The sequence below is a fragment of the Proteus sp. TJ1640 genome (assembly GCF_003144445.1).
Taxonomy (GTDB): Bacteria; Pseudomonadota; Gammaproteobacteria; order Enterobacterales; family Enterobacteriaceae; genus Proteus; species Proteus penneri.
Map to the genome: position 1 here is coordinate 73,693 of NZ_PENY01000024.1, position 25,182 is coordinate 98,874.

The 25,182-nt window shown below is 34.7% G+C and carries 21 protein-coding genes; 5 read left to right on the plus strand and 16 right to left on the minus strand.

The annotated features are described in order from the left end of the window. Nucleotides 1-32: 32 nt before the first annotated feature. Nucleotides 33-947, plus strand: a complete 915-nt coding sequence (gene allS / locus DK861_RS11550; protein WP_006534047.1) for an HTH-type transcriptional activator AllS — start codon at nt 33-35, stop codon at nt 945-947. 58 nt (nt 948-1,005) lie between these two features. On the opposite strand, the gene DK861_RS11555 is transcribed toward allS, so the two are convergent. Genes DK861_RS11555 through DK861_RS11575 form a run of 5 tightly spaced genes read right to left on the minus strand, consistent with a single transcriptional unit; the run spans nt 1,006 to nt 7,041 of the window. After that, nucleotides 1,006-2,247 (minus strand): MFS transporter, encoded by a 1,242-nt coding sequence (locus DK861_RS11555; RefSeq protein ID WP_109400194.1) that lies wholly within the window; start codon nt 2,245-2,247, stop codon nt 1,006-1,008. Nucleotides 2,248-2,272: 25 nt separating this feature from the next. Further along, a complete protein-coding gene (locus tag DK861_RS11560) occupies nt 2,273-3,178 on the minus strand; it encodes a carbamate kinase (protein WP_109400195.1) in 906 nt (301 codons plus the stop codon). A gap of 47 nt (nt 3,179-3,225) precedes the next feature. Then, complete coding sequence (locus DK861_RS11565; protein WP_072065123.1) at nt 3,226-4,053, minus strand: DUF2877 domain-containing protein; 828 nt, start codon at nt 4,051-4,053, stop codon at nt 3,226-3,228. 42 nt (nt 4,054-4,095) lie between these two features. Continuing rightward, nucleotides 4,096-5,361 (minus strand): DUF1116 domain-containing protein, encoded by a 1,266-nt coding sequence (locus tag DK861_RS11570; RefSeq protein WP_109400196.1) that lies wholly within the window; start codon nt 5,359-5,361, stop codon nt 4,096-4,098. Nucleotides 5,362-5,373: 12 nt separating this feature from the next. Further along, complete coding sequence (locus DK861_RS11575) at nt 5,374-7,041, minus strand: acyl-CoA synthetase FdrA (protein ID WP_109400197.1); 1,668 nt, start codon at nt 7,039-7,041, stop codon at nt 5,374-5,376. Between the two features lie 1,057 nt (nt 7,042-8,098). Between DK861_RS11575 and DK861_RS11580 the strand changes: the two genes are divergently transcribed. After that, a complete protein-coding gene (locus DK861_RS11580; RefSeq protein WP_109400198.1) occupies nt 8,099-9,571 on the plus strand; it encodes an anion permease in 1,473 nt (490 codons plus the stop codon). Nucleotides 9,572-9,667: 96 nt separating this feature from the next. On the opposite strand, the gene DK861_RS11585 is transcribed toward DK861_RS11580, so the two are convergent. The 8 genes from DK861_RS11585 to DK861_RS11620 all read right to left on the minus strand — a co-directional run bounded on the left by DK861_RS11585 (nt 9,668) and on the right by DK861_RS11620 (nt 16,199). Continuing rightward, nucleotides 9,668-9,979, minus strand: coding sequence for a helix-turn-helix transcriptional regulator (locus tag DK861_RS11585; protein WP_342341996.1), 312 nt, complete (start codon nt 9,977-9,979; stop codon nt 9,668-9,670). A gap of 21 nt (nt 9,980-10,000) precedes the next feature. Beyond that, nucleotides 10,001-10,993: a fimbrial protein gene (locus tag DK861_RS11590; protein ID WP_109400199.1), complete on the minus strand. Its 993-nt coding sequence runs from the start codon at nt 10,991-10,993 to the stop codon at nt 10,001-10,003. Then, on the minus strand, nt 10,974-11,267 hold the full coding sequence (locus DK861_RS11595) for a helix-turn-helix transcriptional regulator (RefSeq protein WP_082147392.1): 294 nt from the start codon (nt 11,265-11,267) through the stop codon (nt 10,974-10,976). Before DK861_RS11595 ends, DK861_RS11590 begins: the two co-directional genes overlap by 20 nt. A 25-nt stretch (nt 11,268-11,292) precedes the next feature. Beyond that, nucleotides 11,293-11,784 (minus strand): fimbrial protein, encoded by a 492-nt coding sequence (locus tag DK861_RS11600; protein WP_072065129.1) that lies wholly within the window; start codon nt 11,782-11,784, stop codon nt 11,293-11,295. 12 nt (nt 11,785-11,796) lie between these two features. After that, nucleotides 11,797-12,312, minus strand: coding sequence for a fimbrial protein (locus tag DK861_RS11605; RefSeq protein ID WP_072065130.1), 516 nt, complete (start codon nt 12,310-12,312; stop codon nt 11,797-11,799). Between the two features lie 86 nt (nt 12,313-12,398). Then, complete coding sequence (locus DK861_RS11610) at nt 12,399-14,909, minus strand: fimbria/pilus outer membrane usher protein (RefSeq protein ID WP_109400200.1); 2,511 nt, start codon at nt 14,907-14,909, stop codon at nt 12,399-12,401. A 24-nt stretch (nt 14,910-14,933) separates the two neighbouring features. Continuing rightward, the gene (locus DK861_RS11615; protein WP_109400201.1) at nt 14,934-15,602 is read right to left on the minus strand and encodes a molecular chaperone; all 669 of its coding nucleotides are present in this window, start codon (nt 15,600-15,602) and stop codon (nt 14,934-14,936) included. A gap of 66 nt (nt 15,603-15,668) precedes the next feature. Continuing rightward, nucleotides 15,669-16,199 carry a fimbrial protein gene (locus DK861_RS11620; RefSeq protein ID WP_006534062.1) on the minus strand — a complete coding sequence of 177 codons (531 nt, stop codon included), beginning with the start codon at nt 16,197-16,199 and terminating at the stop codon, nt 15,669-15,671. Between the two features lie 835 nt (nt 16,200-17,034). On the opposite strand from DK861_RS11620, the gene DK861_RS11625 reads away from it, so the two are divergent. After that, the gene (locus DK861_RS11625; RefSeq protein ID WP_167426092.1) at nt 17,035-17,859 is read left to right on the plus strand and encodes a VanW family protein; all 825 of its coding nucleotides are present in this window, start codon (nt 17,035-17,037) and stop codon (nt 17,857-17,859) included. Between the two features lie 144 nt (nt 17,860-18,003). After that, the gene (locus DK861_RS11630) at nt 18,004-18,933 is read left to right on the plus strand and encodes a Dyp-type peroxidase (RefSeq protein WP_109400202.1); all 930 of its coding nucleotides are present in this window, start codon (nt 18,004-18,006) and stop codon (nt 18,931-18,933) included. An 82-nt stretch (nt 18,934-19,015) separates the two neighbouring features. Here the strand turns inward: DK861_RS11630 and DK861_RS11635 are convergent, their stop codons facing one another. Next, nucleotides 19,016-19,363, minus strand: a complete 348-nt coding sequence (locus tag DK861_RS11635; protein ID WP_072065135.1) for a hypothetical protein — start codon at nt 19,361-19,363, stop codon at nt 19,016-19,018. A 742-nt stretch (nt 19,364-20,105) separates the two neighbouring features. Here DK861_RS11635 and mutS point away from each other — a divergent pair. Continuing rightward, on the plus strand, nt 20,106-22,670 hold the full coding sequence (gene mutS / locus DK861_RS11640; protein WP_109400203.1) for a DNA mismatch repair protein MutS: 2,565 nt from the start codon (nt 20,106-20,108) through the stop codon (nt 22,668-22,670). A gap of 80 nt (nt 22,671-22,750) precedes the next feature. Here mutS and DK861_RS11645 read toward each other — a convergent pair whose 3' ends face one another. Both DK861_RS11645 and DK861_RS11650 read right to left on the minus strand, forming a co-directional pair. Beyond that, nucleotides 22,751-23,905 carry a hypothetical protein gene (locus DK861_RS11645; protein ID WP_109400204.1) on the minus strand — a complete coding sequence of 385 codons (1,155 nt, stop codon included), beginning with the start codon at nt 23,903-23,905 and terminating at the stop codon, nt 22,751-22,753. Next, nucleotides 23,902-25,161, minus strand: a complete 1,260-nt coding sequence (locus DK861_RS11650) for a hypothetical protein (RefSeq protein WP_109400205.1) — start codon at nt 25,159-25,161, stop codon at nt 23,902-23,904. The genes DK861_RS11645 and DK861_RS11650 overlap by 4 nt, the downstream gene beginning before the upstream one ends. Nucleotides 25,162-25,182: the final 21 nt, after the last annotated feature.

Consider the following 25,182-nt stretch of genomic DNA (forward strand, 5'->3'; position numbering starts at 1 on the left):
ATTTTGCCTCTCTTATTACCAGGACAAAAGATATGTTAGACCAAGAAATGATCCGTACCTTTATTCAGGTTGCCGATTGCCAAAGTTTTACCAAAGCAGCAGATGTTCTTCACAAGACATCAGCTGCGATTAGTTACCGTATAAAAACATTAGAAGAAAATATCGGCACCCAACTTTTTAATCGCACCACAAGAACCGTGACTCTCACACCTGCGGGTGAATATCTATTAGAGAAATGTCGCCAATGGATTGTATGGTTAGAATCAATGCCTGTGGAACTTCAGCAAATGAACGCAGGTGTCGAACATCAGGTCAATATTGTCATTAATAATCTTCTCTATGATCGCACTGCTGTTGCCAGTATGTTGGCTTGTCTTCATCAACGTTTTCCGTCTACCCAATTTCATATTACTCGCCAAGTCTATATGGGGGTTTGGGATGCGCTTATTAACGAAGATTATCATTTTGCTATCGGTGTGACGGGTAATGAATCCCTTAAGAATAATATTAACATATGTGCTATGGGCGAAATTCAATGGCAATTTGTTGTCGCGCCTAATCATCCTTTAGCCAATATCAGTGGTGTATTAAGTGATGATCAAATGCGTATGTATTCTGCAGTAAACGTCGAGGATACGTCTCGCCATCTTTCTAAACGTACAGCATGGCGCTTATCGGGTCAGCACGAAATTCGCGTTCCTGATTTACACACCAAATTAGCCTGTCATTTAAAAGGCGTCGGTATCGGATTTTTACCATTAAGTTTGTGCAAACCACTTATTGATAGTGGGCAGCTAATTGCCAAAGAAGTAAGAAATCGTCGTCATAATTCACCACTTTCTTTAGCTTGGTGTGAAGATAAAAAAGGTGCGGTAGTCAGTTATTTAGTGGAATTATTTAAGCAAAATCATCCCAGCGTGCAATCGTTTTACGATCCTTTAAATTAAAAGGGCAAACAGAAGTTTGCCCTTTTGCTACTAATTCAGTAAATATCTGGATAACGGACTACACTTTTGCTTCTTCATTATTGTTATTTTCTTTAATAAAGAGGCTTGCCACAATACCAATACAAATCAGAATAGCGGCAAAGTAGAAACCTGAGTCCATACTTCCTGTTTTATCTGATAAGAAACCCGTTAGTGTTGGCGCAAAAACCGAACCCAACATACCAATACAGTTATAAACACCAAACGATGTACCTAACGCATGTCGTGGTGAGTTATCAGCAACTACAGCAACTAATACTGGGTTTGTACTGATTTTACCTACAATACCATAAAGGATCAGTGCACCAATTAACACAGGCATTGATTCTGACATTGGTACAGCCAAAATAGCGACTAATGACAACGGTAACATAATCAGTAATACCGGTTTACGACGACCAATTTTATCTGAAACCCAGCTAAAAAGAAGTGAACCAGGAATAGCAAACCACGGCATTAATGATGCGATAGTTGAAATTTGTGTCCCGGTAATTCCACGCTCAGTTTCTAAGTAGTACGGTAACCAAGTGACTAATACAAAGAAACCATAGATTGAACAGAAGATAGTGACATACGCAAGGTTGATATTGCGATTACCAAATAAATCTTTAAATGTCAGTTTAACTTTCTGTTTTGGTGCGCCAGCTTCTGTCGCAGGTTGTGCTTTGGGTTTATCTTTAATGATCCATAACATCACCAAACCAATAATGATAATTGGCACACCAATAATATAGAACGGCGCACGCCAGCTCATTCCCATCTCACCAACAGAAATACTTGAGATGTAATAACCAATAGACAGACCAAATGCCATACCACTATTGATAATCGCACTACCTAGCGTAATACGATGTTTCGGTATCGCTTCCGAAGATAAGCCATACTGAGGGCCATAATAGAAGCCTTGGAAGATCCCCACCATGACCCATGCAAACATAAAGGTCACGTAAGTTGGCATCATACCCGCAATAATGGTGAACCCACCAAAGAGCACAACACCTGTTACTAATACTTTTTTCTTACCTAAATAGTCACCAATCATGCCTGATGGAATATTGAGTGCAGTATATCCGATAAAGAAAATACTCATGATAGAACCAAGTTGAGCTTTAGTAAGATCAAACTCAGCACCAATATTTACCATTAATGGGCCGACAATGGCGCGGCTACCATAAAGTGCAATCCAACCAAAGAAGAAGATAATGGTCAGTTTGACCCAATAAGGGACTTTGCCTTTCTCATTCACTTGTGCATCGTTCATAATGACGCTCCTGAAAGAATTTTTATTAAGACTTATAAATTAAAGTGCCAGACTGACCTTCAATAACTTGTTGAATATTTTGTAATGCACCAATATGAGCTTGTTGCCCTGTTGCATTAACAAAATCACTCACCGCCATAATTTTTGGTCCCATTGCGCCATCAGCGACAGCCATTGGTGCAAGTTCTTCTGGTGTTGCTTCACGAATTGCAGCTTGTTCTGGTGTACCCCAATTTTTATAAATAGCATCAGCCTCTGTTAAAATAACAAAGTGTTCTGCGTTTAATTCACGAGAAATTAAAGCCGCTGTTAAATCTTTATCAATAACCGCTTCACTACCAATAAATTCATTATTTGTGTTGTTAACTGGAATACCACCACCACCACCACAAATAACAATATGACCTTTATCTAATAAAAGTCTTACTGCTTCGATATCAATAATCTTTTTCGGTGTTGGTGATGGCACAACACGGCGGTAATGTTTACCATCTTGTTTAAATGTCCATTGATACTTCGCAATTAATTCTTCTTTATCAGCTTCATCATAAATAGGGCCAATAAATTTACTTGGATCGTTAAATGCTTCATCATTAATATCAACAGAAACACGTGTCATTACCGTTGTAATAGCTTGATTTGGGTTATTTTGATTAATTTTTTGCATCATCATATAACCAATCATACCTTGGCTTTCAGCCACTAGAATATCCAACGGATAGGCTGGAACAGCTTGATATGCCAGGTTTTGTAGTGCAAGCAATCCAACTTGAGGCCCATTGCCGTGTACTAATACAACACGATACTCTTTAGCTAATTTATTAATTGTCTCTGACATCAATTCAATATTTTTATATTGATTTTCAGCAGACAAAATTTCTCCGCGTTGCAATAATGCATTTCCGCCTAAAGCAATAACAATTGTTTTCATAATTATCCGTATCCGAATGTTTATATAAATTCTTTTATTAAAAAAAATTAATAAATATGCTGTTGTTGTTTTTTAGTTTGGTAACCAATCCATAATCCCAGTAATGTATCTGCACCGGAATGATGACCAATAGAGAGTATTTCCAACATATCCTTAAAAATAATCTCTTTATTCTTTATTTTTTTACCTAGTTGAATGAGATAGGTAGAAAATATTCCCTGGGTGGCATATTCCAAATAATGCTTACTGACAACGGTGGTCAATTCAGATAAAGGCGGTGTGTTATAAAAAAAATTATTAAGTTTATTTTCTGGCTCTGCTAAATAATGCGCAAATAACATACCCACCAGCATATCATCTGAGCTTGGTGTTAACCCGGGGCCTTTCCCTGTAAAAATAGCCCAATTAACAGCATTGCCTAATAACTGATTATGAAATAGCTTAGTTAATAATTTAATTTCATTAAGTTGCGCGATTTGGCGATAATTTTTTAATGGCCCATATAACCCTGTCGCAATCGAGGGTGAGAGCAGAGAAAAAAAACTTTCTAACCAACGCAAATCTAGTTCCGCTTTATCTTGTAAACGTAAATCCTCTCTCTGACCTGCGAGTAAAGTGAGTTTATTTGCAAGTATGGCTTGATGATCTTTTAGACTCATCATGACCGAGGGATGGCACTGTTTAGCAAAATAATCGAAATCATCTTGTTTCAATAACCATCCCATCGGGCTTAATCCTCTTCCTTCGCGATGAAAAGTGATTAAGCGTTGTTGAGGACAAATGAAATTCAAAGCATGATCATAAATGCCCACACATTTAATCTCACCTTCAAAGTCAGTGATATGCTGGCTGGTTTGAAGTGCTTGAATTTGCATAATGCCCCCTTTATTGCTGTGATTTATCGTTACAAAGCACGATTAAGCGTCGATGCCTAACTCTTCTGCTAATGCAACAATCGCTTTTTCAAAGCAACCTAAAGGTGCGCGTACAGTACCTGCACCAATCTGGCCAACACCTGGCTCTTTATGTGCAATACCCGTGTTAATCAGTGGTGTAATACCCGTTTCAACAACGCGACGAGCATCTAATCCTAAACATGCACCTTGGAAATCCCAAGTTGGAATTTGCAACATCATGTTACGAGCAAGGTAGATCTCAGCCATTTCTTCAGTCACTTCACGTGCTGCATCCATACCACCTGATGCACCAACAAAGCGTGTTACACCCGGTGCGGCAACCATTGCTGCGCCACCAATACCGAAAGTTTCAGTAATTGCACTGTCACCGATATCTGGATTTGCATCTGCTTGACTAAAACCAGAGAAGAAAAGACCTTGTGGTGTATTTACTGGGGCAGTAAACCATTGGTCGCCCATTCCACTGATTTTGATACCAAAGTTGCTACCATTACGAGTCATAACGGTAACGATAGTGCCTTGTTTGATTTGAGCACCTGCATCCATCGCCGCTTTACAGTAAGCCATTGCTAAGTTCAGGAAGAACTGATCGGTAATGCTCAGGAATTTAGTCACTTTTGTGATTTCAGCATCTTCAAAATCTAATGTACTTAATACTGGTGCCAATTGACGCAGTAACAGGGCTGAAGCTGCGATATTACGTTGATGGAATTCATCACCCATAGTAATTGCTTGACCCATAATTGCAGTCAGGTCGATACCATTTTCGAAAGTGGCAATCGCTGCTTTTAATACTGGCGCTAAGCTTTTTTGCATCCAATGTAGACGCTCTTGCACATCAGAGCCATAAGCTCCAAAGCGCATCACTTTACCGATACCTTCATTCATGTTGCAGTAAGCGTAGTTACCATGAATGTGATTTTTGATAACCAGCATTGGCATATGAGCAGAAGTAATACCGCCCATTGGGCCTACTGCATTCACGTTATGGCAAGGAATAAACTCGATTTCCCCCGCTTCTAACATCGCTAATGCTTGTTCTTCAGTTTCTGCCCAGCCTTCAAATAAAGAAGCACCGATACATGCACCGCGAACAGGACCACTCATTTCACCCCAAGTTACTGGTGGACCTGCGTGAAGTAATTTTTTACCCGTTTCTAAAGCAGGAACAACTTCTTTTGCTAAGCTAACATCACACCAGTGAGGACGGGCTTCACGGATACGTTCGATAACTGCTTCATTCGCTTGTTCGATAGTTGAGTACATATCTGCAATTCCTTATTTCAATTTCTTTAATATTTCAGCCAGTTTTTTATTGCCACCTGCGACAGGTGCCCACTGATAATGCACAACAGGGGTGCCACTTGATTGCAGATCGTCTGCAAAGCTACGTAATCCTGCGTTGATCACAGAGATCCCGTTAAGCAGTTGTGGCACTTCAGCATGTGCTTCTGCTGGATGTGGCTGGATTAATTCTTTTGCTAATAAAACCGCTTCTGGCAACGTATCCATGACAATAATGCCCGCTTCTTTTAGCTGTTTTTGCTGTTCGCTGCGGTTTTGTGGATCGTCTTCAGTACCAGTGATAGTTGCGATGGTGATTAATGGATTAGCTTCGCCACGTTTTTCATTCAGTTTTTTGATTTCTTGAATTAACGCACCGGCAGGATCTTGAGTTGCACCATAACCAATAACAAAATCAACCAGTAACACGCCAGCTTCTGTTTTATTACTTAGCTCACTGATAAATTTGTTACGAGTAGATGGGTCAATCATTGGGTGTGGTTTACCCTGTGTATAAAAATCATCACCCATATCGATGATTTTGTGACCATCAGCATCTAGCATCGTGCCTTGTTTATGCTCGTTATCGACTTCAACATTAAGTTTTTCAGATAACAACATGGCGCATTCAGCCGCTAACGTACCACCGGCATAAAGACCAATGATTTTCTTACCTGTAACTTTTGGTAATTCCGCTGCGATATCTTCAACACGTGCTAATTCAGCCGCAATGCGCGCCGTTTCATCTAACGTGCGAGTAAAATAGATATTGTCGTCTTGGAATTTCTCAGGTGTTGTACCTAAGAATTGCGCCACAATCGGTTTATTATGGCGTTTCATTTCGGCAATAATTTTTTGGCGAACAGCAGGCGCTGGTGGCTTAGAAACAAAAGCAATAACACGCGTATTAGGATCTGCCGCCAACATATTGATAGCAGTGATCGCACTGATACCACCAATTTGCTCTGTTAAATCACGGCCACCTAGGCCAATTGAATGAGAAATACCTTGGCGCTGTAAAACAATTTGAGAGGTAATTTCTTGAATACCTGTCCCTGATGCGCCAACAATACCAATTGAGCCTTTCGGTGCAATGTTAGCGAAAGCAAGAGGAGCTCCTGCAATATTTGCCGTACCACAGTCAGGTCCCATCACAATCAGACCTTTTGCAGCTGCTTTTTCTTTTAATGCTTTTTCATCTGCGATAGAAACGTTGTCAGAGAACAGCATAACGTTACAACCATCTTCTAAGCCCGTGTCAGCCAATTCCGCGGCATATTCACCAGCAATAGAGATAAGTAACATATTGGCATTAGTGCTTTTTTGTTTAGCAGTACGCCAGCTACGTACTGTCGTTAATTTGTTACCACCTTTTTGACCACTTGCAATTTCTGCAAGAGCTTCTTCTAATGCTGTAGAAATCATATCGATAATGGCAGGATCGTCTGATTCCGCTTTAATCGAAACACAAATGTCATTCGGTGTTGCTTCGTTAAACATGTCATGCCAGAAACCGGTGACATCGAGAAGAGATTTATTCGCTGGTGTTCCCATCATGACGGAAATTTCTTCCACCTCTGGGGCTTCACTTAATTTTCGGGAAATAATCATCAGGCTTACTGAATCCTGAAAGCTCCCTTTTTTAATAAAAGCATGGATCATTATGATATCCTTAACGCATTTAATATATGTAACAGCACATATCTATTTGCATTTCGTTTTTTTGATAATAAGAAGCCTATTTGCTTAAATTATTAAGCAATATAAATAAATGTCTGATTTATTAATTTCTAATCTCTGTGTATAAACATACTGAAGAAATATTGAAATGTAGAGTGACAGAAGTCACACTTATTTATTGTAAAAAATTTTTATTTAATCGAACGGTATTTATTAAATAAATTATGATGAGAAAAGTTTATTAATTCAGGAATAGAACCTAAAAACGAAGAGATGAATTTAACAAAAAAGAAACATTTATTGTAATGAAAAGCTCATTTAAAACAAATATAAACGATATTGAGTTTACAATTTTATAACATACAATGGTAAGAAATTATTATCAACAAATAAAAAACTATATTTTTATTTTAACTTTTTAAATTATCCATTATTTTTAATTTTATTTAAATCCATAAGATAAAACCTTGTATTTAACATGGGTTTAAAATAAAAAGAATATAAATTTTATGATTTAAGTTACTGCTTAATAGTTTTAAATTAAATTCTTAATTTCATATTGTTAGTAAAACATTCACAGACAAACTGTATAGCTTATTCTTTTAAAAAAGTTAACTTAGTTACATCTTAATTATTTTGGCAAAATAGCGTTGAAAAATATTATGCAAAACAATAAATCAGCAACCCAATGACTTTCAAAAATAGTAGAGACCATTCATTGTGTATCACCTATTAGGTTATTTTCAATATTTTGCTGAATTGTTTCAGGTGCCGATATTACGTCAAAAAATAGTAGAAAATATTATTTCCGATTATTCATCCATTGTTAATAACATTATAATCACCCCATATTTTAATAACATTAAGTTACATAAACCCGCTTATTTTAAAATTAAGTTAATAAATAATTTTGTTTTTATGACACCAATCAATGAATATTTAATAATATGTTAATAAGATTATCTTTAATAAAATACTTATTAACTTTACTTTTTACTTCTGATTATTTATTTAACCTGCAACTTAATGGAATAACCTGATGAATAAATTAACTCCATTACGTCCCATCTCTACATTAATCGCCGTTTCTATTACCCTCATTATCTGGTTTCTTATCCCCGTACCACAAGGTGTTGACCCCAATGCTTGGCATTTATTAGCACTCTTTGTCGGTACTATCGCTGCTATTATCGGTAAAGCACTTCCTATCGGTGCTGTTTCTATTATTGCTATTGCATTAGTGGCTGTTACAGGTGTTACTAATCCAAATTCAACTAAAGCTGCTATCGGTGATGCATTAAGTGGTTTTTCCAATGATCTTATCTGGTTAATTGGTATTTCCATTATGGTCTCTATGAGCCTAAATAAAACTGGGCTTGGTGCCAGAATTGGTTATTATTTTATTTCACTATTTGGCAAAAAAACGATTGGAATAGCCTATTCATTAGCCATTGCCGAAACAATATTAGCACCAGTAACGCCAAGTAATACTGCACGGGGTGGTGGTATTATTCACCCAATTATGCGTTCAATTTCAGACAGTTTTAACTCTAAAGTAGAAGATGGTACAAGTGGTAAAATAGGTCGTTACCTCTCTTTAGTGAACTACAATATAAATCCAATTACTTCTGCCATGTTTATTACGGCAACAGCTCCTAACCCACTTATTGTAAGTTTAATTATCAGTGAAACTGATCCTACACATGAGCTTAGTTGGTCTATGTGGGCAATTGCTGCGTTTGTGCCCGCTATTGTTTCATTAATATTAATGCCAATTGTTATCTACCTTCTTTATAAACCTGAAATAACCAGTACCCCGAATGCTCCTCATTTTGCTAAAGAGCGTTTAGCGCAATTAGGGCCTATTTCATTACCTGAAAAAATAACCCTTGCAGTCTTCGCCCTATTATTAATTATGTGGGCTGGTGTCCCAGCATTATTATTTGGTGATGGATTTAGCATTAATGCAACAACAGCAGCATTTATTGGTTTGTCGATTTTATTATGTACAGGCGTTTTAAACTGGGATGATATTTTAAAAAATAAAGGTGCATGGGATACCGTAGTTTGGTTCTCTGCATTAGTTATGATGGCATCCTTCTTAGGAAAATTAGGATTAATTAAATGGTTGTCACTCAGTGTTGGGGCAAGTATTGATAGTATGGGAATAAGTTGGGTCAGTGGCATGATATTACTGGTACTAATTTACGTTTATTCTCACTATTTCTTTGCCAGTACCACCGCGCATATTACGGCAATGTTTGCCGCCTTTTATGCTGCAGGTTTAGCCCTTGGTGCACCACCAATGTTATTAGGGCTGATTTTGGCATTCTCATCTTCATTAATGATGTCATTAACACATTATGGTACAGGTACTGCGCCCATTATTTTTGGTTCAGGTTATGCCACATTAGGTGAATGGTGGAAAACAGGCTTTGTAATGAGTGTAGTTAATCTTATCATCTGGATCACGCTTGGCAGCGTATGGTGGAAAGTATTGGGGTATTGGTAGGAATAAATTTCCCAAAATATATTAATGCCTAAGTATTCGTGATCACACCATTATTCAAATGATGAGTCACATCTTAGGCATTATTTTAAAAAAGCTTCATTGTATAAATAGCACTTCAGCCATGTAGCGATTCTTTTTACTATCGATTTTATCTTTCTCAAGCTTATTATCTTCAATAAGCAAATCACTTAAAAAGTATTCAGGTTCAACATCAAAAAAATAAGATAAACAATAGAGCGTTTCAGCGTGAATGTTCGTTTCCCCATTTTCATAACGTGATTGATGTTGTTGACTAATACCAAGTAATGCACCGAGTTCATCCCCAGTCATGCAATACATCTCTCTCAGACTTCGGATCTTTTTTCCAACTAATTTTGATATTTTCTTGTTCATAGCAAACTTCCTCATAAACAAATAAAATACAATATATTATTCATATAAAATATTGACTGTTGCGACTGAATTTGCTGTACCTGCAGTTATTTTATTGCCAGTCTTAATATAACGCGCCTTCCAGTTAAAAATATAATCACCAGAAGGAACATTATTTTGTAAATTAAGCTTTGTATTTAATTTAATTGGATTGTTATTACTATTAACTATTTGGATGCCAATACCTGTTGCACGGTTAGAACCCGATAAATTTAATTTTCCTGTATTTGCATCAATATATCCTGCACTACTTGTCACCGTTGCTTTAATATTTGTTCCAGCGGCACAACTCAACGTAATAGGAACATTAACATTTTGACTCACATCTCCAATATTTTTAAACTGTGTGTCGTACCACGTACCTAAATTTATATTGTAGCTAGCTGCTTTTGTTGTACATTTTAATGAGTTTACTTTTATTGCACCAACAGGAATTCTTAATGTTGATAAAATCCATTGGTGATTAGCAGGTAAAGTATTATGTTGTATCATTCGTGCTAAATTTCCGCCCTTTAATACAGCCGATTGAGTTACCCTGCCTGTTTTTATTATTTCCACCGTCCAAGCAGGGTTAATAATCTGAAATTTCTCTATAATTGCATTGCTAGGCTGGTTAGCGCCAGTATATTTAAGATTGATATAACCCATATTATTCATTTTTACTTTTATTCCAATTCCTGGAATATTAGTTGCCGCTATCCGATTAGAATTAGGTATCCATCCATTAATAAAATCACCTTCAATAAAAGCATTTCTTCCGCACTCACCACTATTTCCTTTAAATGAAGTTATATTAGCCGGCCTATAATTAAGTGTAATTGTAGCAAGTGTTCTTGTCGTCAAATCATCATATTGAATATTAAAAACACGATTTGGTACATCAACTATCACATTATTGTAATTTGGATTTTGTATACATGCCGCTGTAGAATAAGTAGAGTAAATTAATATTCCACCTAATAATAATGGCTTAATTATTATATTTTCCATTTTTAGCCTCACTCTTTTTTAACAGGATAGTTTTAATTTCATAATCATCTTTTTCATCTAAAATAAAAAAATCTTTTATATGAATATTAAATATTTCTGCATATTGATTAAGCCTATCCAGATTAATTCTATTAACTCCTCTTTCATATCTTGATTGTTGTTGTTGGCTAACTCCAATTAGTGCAGCCAATTCGTCTAATGAAATCCCCTTCATTTTTCTATAATAAGTAATTTTTCTACCTATTGCTTTTGATACTGGATAGCGATTAATCACTTTCCACTCCTAGGTTAAGTAGTTTTTAATTATAAATTAATGTAAACTCAAGATGACTTTTAAATGTTCCCGTACTTATTCCATCACCGGTTTTAATTAACCTTGCCGCTAATGGATATTCTGCCATTTTTGTTTGACTATTAATTATCGCCTCTAATTTACTACCATTCTTTATTATGGTTTTATTTCTATTTTCAACTAAATTTAGTGCGATATTTTTTGCAGTTCCATTATTAATAAAATAATTTCCATTATTAGGATCTGCTGTTCCCGCTATCGTTAGCGTCGCTTTTTGTGTGCTTATTGGACAATTTTTTAGTTTTATTGAAAAATTGATCCAATCTGTGTTCTGGTTATTTTTTAAATCTCTAATATTTACTTTTTTAAAGTCGATTAAATAGTTCTTATTCTCGATCTCACAAGGAGATATAGTTACTTTCCCATAAATATTGATATTAACTGAGCTAGCCATGGCCATAGATGAAAAAAACAAAAATAAAAAGATCGTGGTTTTCATATTATTTCTCTTCTATAAATAGACGATATTTGCAGTTACTTTCGCTGAGATTGTTCCTGGCATTCCTTTTCCTGACGGACTAAAAGCGCGGGTTCGTAACCATAATCTGACATCGTTTCGTCCATTTAATGTAACAACCAATGATTTTTTGTTTCCAAGCTTTATTGAACCAGGCCCATTTTCTAGTTGCACTGCAATATTTTTAGCAGTTCCTTGATTTTTATATAAACTATTTATATCAGCCGTATCAGAAATACCTGAAAAAGTAACACTAATTTGATTAATCGCTGTAGAGCAATCTGTAAAAGTAATATAAAAATCATTCCAATTAGAGCCAGAATTTGCCTGTTCAAAATTAGCAGCGGGTATATTTTTTAAATCAACATTAACGTTATCTCCATTAGAAATGTTACATGTAGCCACTCTAATATTGCCTGTAAAATTTAAGTTAACGCTGTCTGAAGCCCACGATGTTGGGCTTATTATTAGAACATTTATCAAAAATAACTTATTGATTATATTTTTCATTTTCATTTCCTACGCGTAGCAGATATCGACAGCTATATTTAAATTAGCTGTAATAATGCAATTAATTAATAAAGTATTTATATCATTTATTTATGACAAACTACGGTAGTTTTATAAAGTCCTAAATAATGAGAGACGCCTAATAAGTTATAATTTGCACTACATTGTTTATTATTATATTTAACAATAAATTGTCCTTTTTCACCTAACCCAGATAAATAAACTTCACCATCATTACCTACGATGTTATTTAATTGTGGGTTATCTTTAAAAATAACTTGTGACCCAAAAGGAATTAATTCACCATTTTCCAACGTTAATGCAATTAATGCACGATAACCAACATTTGCAGAAAAATTGGCTTTTACTAATGCACCACGACTAGGAGAAACAGTCTGGCTCGTTAACGCCATTTCCGTATTTTCTGGTAATGCTGAAGTATCAATATCAATCGTATTTTTACGGTATGGTGTAATATAAGGCACTAAAGCATAACCATAACTGTTAGTTTCTACCCCAGCCTGATTTAAAACAGCAACATCAGAAGCTTCAGGAATGTTCACAATCGCCGAGGTTTCACCAAGCTGTTGACCTAAGACAACACCGCCAGAATGCGCGACTAAACTACCATTAACACCATAATATAAATTATAATTATCTTTACTATATCCACTCCCTCCCGTCATTTCACCGTACTTACCCTTATACGATGCATTTAAATTTCCAGAAGATCCTTGATCTTGGTTTGTAAATGCTTGTTGTAGACTCCAATTTAATCGATTATTTAATTGAGATGCAGAAAGCCCCACACTTCCTGTACTTGGACTTTGACTACTGCTATTAGTGTTGAAGTTATAATAAAACGTATCATCAAAAACACTAAAAGGTACACTTACCGATAGCGCTAATTGGTGGTCATCACTACTTTTAGAGTAACTGCTCGATCTATAAGAATAATTATTTGTATTTTTATTATAGGTATAATTTAAACCGTAACTAATACCCTGCCAGCTGTTGTTATATCCCACAGTGGCTGACTGCGTTTTTCTATCACTATTCCAATAGTTTTCTCTGACATATCCGATAGAAAGAGAACCGTATTGCTCTCCCAAATTCTGATTAATCGTAATTTCCGCTCGATTACGACGGCGTTCTATTTCAGGTGCACTGATACCATTTCGATATTCGTCAAAAACCTCCGCCAAACTATAATATCCGTCAGTTGAATAACGGTAGCCTGCTAGGGCTATATTCGTTCCAATCGTATTTAGATTTTTGTTATATCTGAAACGATAAGACTGCCCACGCGATGTATCACCATTATTTAATTTTGAGTTTGCTTGAGTAACATCTATTGAAATTGCGCCTAATGCACCTAAGTTTTGTCCTACACCAATAGAATACGCTTGGTAATTGTTGCTAAGTTGGCTTCCACCATAAGCCGTTGCTCCATAAGGCAAACCATAAATTAATGTCAATTGACCAAATTTCTGTTTTTCAATTTCTTTATCATAAGCACGATATTCCCCTCCTGTAATACTATAAGAAACATAACCTTCACGTTGTAAAACGGGTAAAGAAGCAAAGGGTATTATTTGGTGTTGTTCACTTCCATTTGATTCTTTGATTGTGACATATAAATCACCGCTACTTCCTGTTGGATAAAGATCATTAATTTCAAAAGGGCCTGCTGCCACTTCTGTTTGATAAATGGTATAACCATTTTGTCTAATCGTAATCTGAGCATTACTACGCGCAATACCACGTACTACAGGCGCATACCCACGAACACTTTCAGGATACATATCATCATCAGTACCGAGTTGAATACCTCTAAAAGGAACACTGTCAAAAACAGAAGAAGGTGAGACTCCATCCCCTAAAACTAATTGGCTTTTAAGTTGATTGATGCTACGCGATAAATACGTATAAACAGTGTCCCATTTACTAGATTTATCATCACTATTAGACCAAGTTGTATAATTTCTCAAACGCCAAGGGCCTATATTGATTCCAGGTCTTAAATTAATATAGTTTGATGTTGTATTTGAGCCATTACTCTTACGATCATAATTTTTTGAACCGCTATAACTGTAATTTAATAACAGTGCAGTAATACCATTATCTATATTATTTAAATCAACAAATCCTCTAGGGTTTTTATTCATCGCTATTTGAGGAATACTTAAATACAAGCGTTGAGAATTAAATTTAAATTCACTTGTTGCATTAGGGATCGCTGACAAATTAACACAGTTATTTCCTTTTTCTTCTAACCCATTGTATTCACTTGTTTTAACACCAAATTTAGTGAGATCGGATATTGATAAGCAGGGGATTAACTTGCCATTATCTATTTTCTCAAATTTTATATTTTCAGTACCAATTAAATTAGTATTAACATAAATATCAACATAATAATTACCGGGTAACTGCTCATTATTTTCAAACTGAGATAAATCAATTGAGCTTTTATTAGGTAATTCTAAAAAATCAGGATCAAAGTAAAGATTATCTAAATTAGACCCTTCCGCATACAGCGAGGCTGTATAGCCTAAATATAAAATTAGGCTAATACATATTTTATTCATTTTCATATTAAAACCTAAATTTATAGAAGATTATATTTTGATCTCTGATAAATCAGTAACTGCACCATAATCATTAATGACTTCCCAATTAATAGTGCCATGTAGCTCCTCACTATTAATATCAAATGATTTTATTGAGTAAGGAGCAACATAAGAAACATCATCAACAGTCTTATTATTAAACTTAATTGTCTGAAAATTGAAAAAGTAAGGTGTTGGGTTTTTTACATTTATTTTATTTCCTACTTTTGACCACTCTAACTTTTTCTGTTCTTCAATAAAATTAACATTCTTTAATTCTTTAGGTCTAAAAATTAATTTCATCTGCGTTTTAAATGCGATTTGCAAAGAATTCTCTGTTCTCTCTGTTGCAGGAATTGTTTTTATATTTAACCAAAAAAGAGATTCTCTATCGCTAGGTAAATTATTTTCAGTTAGAAATATTCTTAATGTATTAGTATTACTGCCATTTAATCTAAATAATGGAGGAGTTATAGTAAAATTTGATTGTTTTTTTTCATTAATATCATCTATCCAAGACTGAATTAAATAGGGAATATTGTCTGGATTTTCGACACTAATACTGACGTCTTTTTTTCCTTCATCATAAATAACACGAGTACCACCAATAACAACCCCCGCATTTGCGGTATTTAAAAAAATAAACAAAGAAATAAAAGAATAAATAATAGCCTTCATATCCCCACCATTAATTGAGTAAAAAGGTTCAAATCCCTTTAAACCTTTTTATTTTTTAATTAATCTTTAATTATAATTGATAGTAAATGTTGCATTACCATTTGCAAGACCTGCAGTTACGGTATCGGATTTAGCAATATAACGCGCACGGAAGTCCAAATTATTAACAACATTGGCCCCTGTTTTTAATGGGTATTTTTTCGATTCAGTAAATAACGGAATAACCTTATTTGTATCATCTGTAATTTGAATACCAACACCTTTTGCTACGTTAGCTTCATTTTTCAGAGCAATAACAGTATTATCACCAGAATAATTATCTGCATCAAATTTTACTGCTGCACTACTTGCTGTTGCAGGGCAATTAATTAGCTTAATTGTGAATTGTGTTGCCGAAGCCGTACTACCAGTAGTTGGTAATGCAGTTTTAGATACTTTACCTAAATTCACTTTTAACGCATCAGAACCCGATGCGAGTTCACAAGCGTTATCTATAATTTCACCTGTAAAATCAATAGTACCATCTTCAGCTAAAGCGTTATTAACTGCAAAAATAGAACCACTAGCAATGAATATTGCAAGTAAATTTTTCTTCATTTATTTTTCTCCAAAGAGTCATTATTAATATATTTATTAATATTATTTTAATATATTGATTAATTTATTTACCAATTGAAAATCAGCAATTAACTCAATATATGAGTATTATTATATTATTTTTTAAAATAAACAAGTTTTGGTTATAGCGGTATAATGTACGAAAACAAAAAATAAAACAGGATTTAAATCTGGTTAAACACTTTATTAGTTAATAATTAAAACTTATTTTTAATTAATTGTATTATTCATATTTAGATACAACATTGTTAAGTGAAAATAAAATTTAAATACTATTTTTAATAATAAAGAGATTTTTTATCTTATTTTATAACTCATATTGTGTAAACCAAATAAATCATCAATCTCTATTTTCACTCTCTTATATCAATTCATCACTTTAAAGAGCTAGCATGTGTTTTTTATGAAGTTTCAATTAAATTATTAGTTGAAAAATAAACATAAAATGGATGAGAAATATTGCATATAAAATATATGATTTTGTTTTTCATTGTTATATACAAAAAAAGAGCAAAGTTTCCCTTGCTCTGATTTAGTATCGGAGTTTTTTTAGATATCTTTATAGAATATTAAGATTAATTTAAAAATTACTTCTTATTAAATCTTAATCTGCGACATTCTTATCTGGCAGATAAGAGCCAATGTTATAAGCTTCAAATTTTGGTGCTTTTTCAGAATTAAAATCAATAAATAAACTTATTGATCAAATTCTTATCCCTATTATTTTAAAGATATCAGCATATCAATATTATCATTAAATCGTTATCATACTCACGTTTACCTCTTTCTATTCCCTATTGTTTAAAAGGATTTTATGCGTAGAACATTCTCGTCTTATCACCCTATTCTTTATACCTTGAGAGTGGCACAACGTCGTTTATTTCGTTCCCTTAGTTGGCGATTTTCAGGTCGAAAATACAGCAAAAATGTTCAACCAGAACAACGACTTTCATATCGTTACCTAAAACATACATCTAAATTAATTAGTCGCCGTGGCGAAAGTGATATTCAATTACAATACAATAAGATAACGAATCTTAAATTAGTTGAAAAAGCGTTAGATGGTATCGTAATAAAACCTGGAGAGTATTTCTCTTTTTGTTATTTAGTCGGTAAACCTAGCTATAAACGAGGTTTTATTGATGGTATGCAACTCTCATATGGTGAAGCAAGAAAAGGCGTAGGTGGTGGAATTTGTCAGGCCAGTAATTTAATACATTGGTTAGCACTACACTCTGAATTAAAAGTGATTGAAAAGGCAAATCATAGTTTTGATCCCTTTCCTGATGAAGGTAGAGTACTTCCTTTTGGCTCAGGAGCCGCTATTTTTTATAACTACGTAGATCTAATCTTATATAATCCAACGCCTTATAATTACCAAATTAGATTACATGTCGCTGAACATCAATTAGAAGGTGAACTCCTTTGTAGTGAAGAAAGAAAATATCGTTATCATATTTATGAAAAGTCATCCTCTTTTATCAAAAAGGGAGAGCATGTATATCGTTGTAATGAAATTTGGCGAGATATTTACACTAAAAACAATGTGGGCGCTTTTCCTCAATTAATTACATCAGAATTGCTTTATGAAAATAGTGTAGTTGTAAAATATGATATTTCAGATGAACAATTAAATTGATACATCACATTAACATACTAAAAATAGAGATAAAAATCTCACCCTCTCTTTGTAATAAAGAGGGTTTTGGTGTAAAACGAAAACAATATTTTGTATATATGACTTAATTACTATTCATCTATTGTTAGTCATTTAGGGATCACTATGAAATACCAAGATGTTACTAAATCACCTTGTGAGAATGCTTATTTTTTAGTTTTTAACCTCAACTACTCACCTGAAAACCGCGATATTCTAATCGATTTTTGTAATAATTTTTCTGGCCTAATACGTAGTATGAAAACTCGTTTTCCTGAATTGGAAACAAGTTGTGTAATGGGGTTCGGTGCAAATGCATGGACTACGTTATTTCCCAACCAGCCAAAGCCTAAAGAGCTAAATACTTTTAAAGAAATTAAAGGTAACACTTATACTGCAGTTTCTACTCCGGGCGATCTTTTTTTCCATATTCGGGCTCTCAAAGTTTCGGCTTGTTACGAATTAGCATCTATTATCAGCCAAAAGCTAAAGAATATTGTTGTGCCCGTTGATGAAGTTCATGGATTTAGATATTTTGACGGACGTTCTATTATTGGTTTTGTCGATGGAACTGAAAACCCAGAGTATGAAGATGAGCGAGCTTCTTATGCCGTTATTGGCGATGAAGATCCTGAATTTACAGGTGGTAGTTACGCCTTTGTACAAAAATATATTCACGATATGGAAGCATGGGAAAAACAGCCTCTTATCGAACAAGAAAAAGTCATTGGTAGACACAAATTCAATGATGTGGAGTTAACCGATGAAGAAAAAGAACCTGGTTCACATAATGTTGTAACCAATATTCAAGATGAGAACGGCAATGATTTAAAAATAGTCAGAGCCAACATGCCTTTTTCTAATCCATCAAAAAATGAATATGGCACTTACTTTATTGGTTATGCACGTTATTTTTCAACAACTAATCGAATGTTAGAAAATATGTTTTCAGGCACACCTGAAGGCCATACGGATAAATTACTGAAATTCAGTACCCCTATAACAGGTACATTATTCTTTGTTCCATCACCTGAATTTCTAGATGATATAGCGTAATTTATTAAAAGTAGATATATAGGCTTGCTACTTATATATCTACTATATCTACTTTTTTATGATAGATTTTTATCTAGAAGAATTATAAGCCAAAAACATTAACGTAAAATTCTTTGCCATCATCTGTGCTTTCAATGGTATAAGTAATCGGAATTGAATTTTTGCCACCTTTACCTTCAAAAGAAAGTTCAGCAGCACATGAGTAAGTATCTCTTTTCTCATCATGTTCACGAGTGCGTACGCTTTCTACTTTGATCTTAATTTGATCGATCAATGCTGCCATTTTTTGATCGCGTAACTCATCTTTTGTAATATCAATCACTAAATTTTTGGCTTCAGTACTATTACAGTTAGGTGTTGCATCACTACATCCCACTAAAGGTAATGCTAATGCACCTAATAAAGTTAATTTTAGAATTCGAGTTTTCATATTGATTATTTCTTCCTTGCTCACAAGATAAAATAAATTTTTCAATATTTTACCTAATAATTACCTCGCAACAATATAGTGAGTGAACAGTCAGAATAAGATAACAATAGAATTTAATATTTTGGTATTAAGAGCATTATTAAGTAAAACCTACGAACTTTAACTCCGATATTAATATGCTTCGATTTTTTGTTTGTTAATATCACTATGGGTATTTCATGCACCCGGTTGTCACTCGTCATAGAAAAAAATAGCTTGATTTTCTTGCTCATTATCATTCATCTCAAATATTAACTTCTCTGACTGAGCAAAATAGTTTTACTGACATCATTCAGGTTCCAATGGTAATAATTGTCTTCATCTTGGTGCATGTCAGTATTTTCTAATTCTAAATTGTAGTAAGACACTCACTCAATATACTATCTGCTTAAAATAACAGATTGCCATAATGTCCATATGATCATTTCCATTAGTGTAATAAAATATTATTTAAATCAATATGTAATAAATTAAAGCTAAAAAATTTTCAGAAAAAGTGCAGATTGTCATTAACGGTTAATCAACGATATTATAGTGAATAAAATTATTTCTCTTTTGGTCTAAAAAGATATTTGTATCATTAAAACAACAGACCGAAACCTTGTGATATGATCGAACAATGCTTGTGAAATAAAACGACATTCAGTGTAACAATAAATTTTCACAAATACCCAAAATTCAATACGTTAAGACAGACGACAACATGACTGACATTCAACATTTAGACTCCCACACACCAATGATGCAGCAGTATCTGAAAATTAAAGCAGAGCATCCTGAAATTTTACTGTTCTATCGTATGGGTGACTTTTATGAACTGTTTTTTGATGATGCTAAAAAAGCCTCTCGCTTATTAGATATTTCATTAACTAAACGGGGCCAGTCCGCAGGCCAACCGATCCCCATGGCAGGGGTTCCACATCATGCTGTTGAAAACTATCTCGCTAAATTAGTTCAATTAGGGGAATCCGTGGCTATTTGTGAACAAATAGGCGACCCTGCAACCAGTAAAGGCCCAGTTGAACGCAAAGTTATTCGTATTGTTACACCGGGTACTGTCACTGATGAGGCCTTACTTGAAGAACGCCAAGACAATCTTTTAGCTGCTATTTGGCAAGATAAAAATGGCGCATTTGGCTATGCAACATTAGATATCACATCAGGACGTTTTCGTGTTACGGAAATGCCCGATAGTGAAAGTATGCTTGCTGAATTACAACGCACCCATCCCGCTGAATTACTCTACCCAGAAACTTTTGAATCAATGGCACTGATTGAGCGCCAGCAAGGCTTGCGTCGCCGCCCTATTTGGGAATTTGAACTAGAAACTGCAAGGCAACAACTGAATCTGCAATTTGGTACTCGTGATTTAACGGGCTTTGGTGTTGAGAATGCATATTTAGCACTCTGCGCTGCTGGATGCTTATTACAATATGTGAAAGATACACAACGGACTGCATTGCCTCATATTCGTAACATCACTATGGAACGCCCTCAAGATTCAATTATTTTAGATGCGGCAACTCGTCGTAATCTAGAATTAACACAAAATCTTGCTGGAGGTACTGATAACACGCTGGCATCTGTACTTGACCTTTGCGTTACCCCAATGGGAAGCCGTATGCTAAAACGTTGGATACACACACCATTACGCCAACGTGAACAACTCGTTAAACGACAAGATGCAATTAGTGCATTACAACCTCTCTATTTTGAGTTACAGCCTTTTTTACGCCAAGTCGGTGATTTAGAACGTGTATTAGCTCGTTTAGCATTACGTTCAGCACGCCCTCGTGATCTTTCTCGTATGCGTCATGCTTTTCAGCAGTATTACGATATTCATCAAGTACTTGAACAAACTGATATGCCTTATATTAAAGAATTACAAAAGCGTATTAGTCAGTTTGATGAATTATGTGAATTACTTGAAAATGCCATTGTTGAAACACCACCTGTATTAGTCCGTGATGGTGGCGTTATTGCCTCAGGCTATAATGCTGAATTAGATGAATGGCGAGCATTAGCCGATGGCGCAAATGATTACCTTGATAAACTTGAAATTCGTGAACGAGAAAAATGGGGTATTGATACACTTAAGGTTGGCTTTAATGGTGTACATGGCTATTACATTCAAGTCAGTCGTGGGCAAAGTAATTTAGTACCTATGCACTATGTTCGTCGTCAAACATTGAAAAATGCTGAACGTTACATCATTCCTGAATTAAAAGAGTATGAAGATAAAGTATTAACTTCTAAAGGTAAGGCATTAGCTATCGAAAAAATGCTCTATGAAGAGATTTTTGAAAAGCTATTACCTCACCTTACGGCATTACAAATTAGTGCTGAAGCTTTAGCAGAAACAGATGTGCTCGCGAACCTTGCTGAGCGTGCAGAATCATTAAATTACACACGCCCAGAATTAAGTGAAAAAACAGGTATTCAAATTATAGGGGGACGTCACCCTGTTGTTGAACAAGTTCTTAGCGAACCCTTTATTTCTAACCCATTACAATTGGCACCTCAACGCCGTTTATTAATCATTACTGGCCCGAATATGGGCGGGAAAAGTACTTATATGCGCCAAGCAGCATTAATTACTTTACTTGCTTATATTGGTAGCTTTGTTCCCGCAGAAAAGGCATTAATTGGCCCTGTTGACCGTATATTTACCCGTGTGGGAGCTTCTGATGATCTTGCTTCAGGTCGTTCTACCTTTATGGTGGAAATGACCGAAACAGCCAATATTTTGCATAATGCGACGGAAAACAGCTTAGTCTTAATGGATGAAATTGGTCGAGGTACATCAACTTATGACGGATTATCTCTAGCTTGGGCTTGCGCTGAAAACTTAGCAAATCGCATTAAAGCAATGACACTCTTTGCAACCCACTATTTTGAATTAACCACACTGCCTGAAAAACTTGAAGGTACTGCAAACATTCATTTGGATGCGGTTGAACATGGTGACACCATTGCCTTTATGCACAGTGTTCAAGAAGGTGCAGCAAGTAAAAGCTATGGTTTAGCTGTAGCATCGTTAGCGGGTGTCCCAAAAGAGGTGATCCGCCGTGCTAAACAGAAGTTAAAAGAGCTTGAATTGCTATCAGGTCACACTGGCGCTGGTCATGTTGAAACTTCACAACTGATGTTATTAACAGAAGCTGAACCCTCTGCTATTGAATTAGCGTTAGATAAAATTGATCCTGATGCCTTAACACCACGACAAGCGTTAGAACAACTCTATCGTTTAAAAGAGATGGCCAAATAAGGCATAAATATGAAAAATGGCGCTATGTTTATTTTCACAGCGCCATTTTAATAATAGTTCAATCAAAGATAAATATAACTCTACTTAATTAAAGCATGGCTATATTTCAGCCTTTCGCCCAATAACAGTAAAGTGTCTTCATCGCTGTAATTGTCAAATAAACGAATAAATGAAGATAAAGCTGGATTAAACATCATATCGTCATTAATTTTCTCATAAGAAGTATACTTTTTTGTTTTTAATGCAAAAACTAGCGTAACTTTATCATCGTTATGACCTTTATTTAAAATTAGATCATCATTACTTATCATCAAATCACTCAAATATTTATAACCACTTTCATAGAAAGTTTCTAAATTTCCATCAGATTTACGTTGAACAACAGAATAGAGATCACGAGATGCTTGTTGAGCAATTAAATAAATCTCACCTTTATCATTTTGAGCAACCTCTTTAACACGCAATGGAAGCCAGCGTGTTTTTGTTACTTCTTTATTCACTAAATTTAACGTAATTTCTAACGTGTTTGTTGTGTAATGATGATTATAAAAAATAATAAGAGAATCACCTGAAAGAGCATAATGAAATTGTGTAAATTCACCGAAATCTTCAGCGTAATACTGCTTTACCAGATCTTCGGTATTAACTGAGTATTCCCAACTTTCACCTTCATCTAAACTTGTCAGTATCGTCTTATTATCAACTAAAATTAATTGTGATGTTGTTTGTGAAAAGAGTAATTTTCCGCCAATTAATGCTAAAGGGAAACGATAATAACCATCGTTAGTCTCTTGCCAAGGAATTAAATCTGCTACTGTAAACTCTGCTAAATCTATATGTTGACGTCCCTGCTCTGTAAATAAAACACATTTATCAAAAGCACAATAAGCGTTGTAAAAGCTACCTTGCCCTTGTAATACAAATCGTACGCCTTCTTTATCAGAATAGTACAGCGTATATTTTCTCTGATTATCTTGGCGATAAAGTCGACCATAAATATCTACATCATATCGCCCACTATCAGATTCAGTTTTAATTAGGATACCATTTGATGAATTAAAGGTTTTACGCCAATCATAACGAGAATAGGGGTATGATGATAACACCGAGGCGTTTTCATTTTTCCATTGCCACTTAGAGGCAAAACCATGAAAAAGTACACCATAAAAAAGTACTAAGCTTAAAATAAATAAGCTAGTGATAATAATAAAAGGCTTACGGAAAAAAGGATTCATTGACTTAACTCCGTAATATAACCCACTTTGTTATTTTCAACACATTGCTGTTGAAGCAAAAAATAGGTTTGATAACTACTATTACCTTTTTTTGATAACAAAATATAAAGATTTGAAAATAAGGCAATTAAAAAAGCAAATCCAGTGATAATTAAGCTGAAGATAATCCCCATTCCTAAAAAGGTATCACCAATAAAGAACCAATCCCATTTATCCCAATAATTACCATTATCATAAACATCCGAAATAGATAAAATGGCAAAAATAGAAAAAATAAAGGCACTGATCAAGCCTGTAATTAACAACGATAATCGCTTAGTACGTTGATGCCCAATATACATTTGTCCTGAAATTGAATAAGCGCCATTATCTGTATGATTATAAACCCCTAAGACAACAGGCCCAGAGTTCTTATCTTCTGCTTGCCAAAAGAACAATTCAATATCATCACCATCAGTCAAAAATAAATTATGATCAGAATAAAATAAACGTTCTTTATAACTAAATATAAAAGGATGTTTATCAATCTGACAAGATATTTGCATCACCACACTCTCTGCATTACGGGTGTGTATTTTAATTCTATCAACATGATGAAGCTTTATTTTCCCTCGTACTCGCTGTACTTTACTTTGTTTGATATGGAAGGTTGGGGTTTTACGTGTTATATGCTTTAACAGTGGTATTGTTTTTATTTCGGGAATAATCAGTTGTTCACCATCTGAAGCAATAATATCTTGTTTGGCAATGACTTTATCTAACGCCTTTATTCTCTTTCTATGTTTAGGCCTGATACGCTGAAAGTAACGATAAGCCTTTTCTCCGATATAACTAATACCCATCATCATTGCACCGAATGCAATAACCGTGGAAACAACGATAAAAAAATTCACGTCAAGATGAAGAATCGAAAAATAACTCCAATAACTGCCAACAAACGTCAGAATAAATGCAAGCAATAACCATTTTTTCTGTTTAGTGGTAAGTTTAAAGGTTCTTTCTGGCTCAAGCCTTCCTTTGCTATTATGATAAATCCATTGCACCCATAAACTGCCATCTTTCAATGATTCGGCACAAATTTTAAGCTCATCACCTTGTTTTAAACGCTTCAGAAAATCATGAGAGTGAGTGAAATCATCTTCATTAAGATAAAACACTTTGCCTGATGCTATTAATCTCACCATTCCTTTCGGTGAGGTTTTATTTGGGTCAAAATGGCAACTCTCTAATTTGACGTTTAAAAAATAATCTTTCATATCTTCCTTTATCTTTTTTAC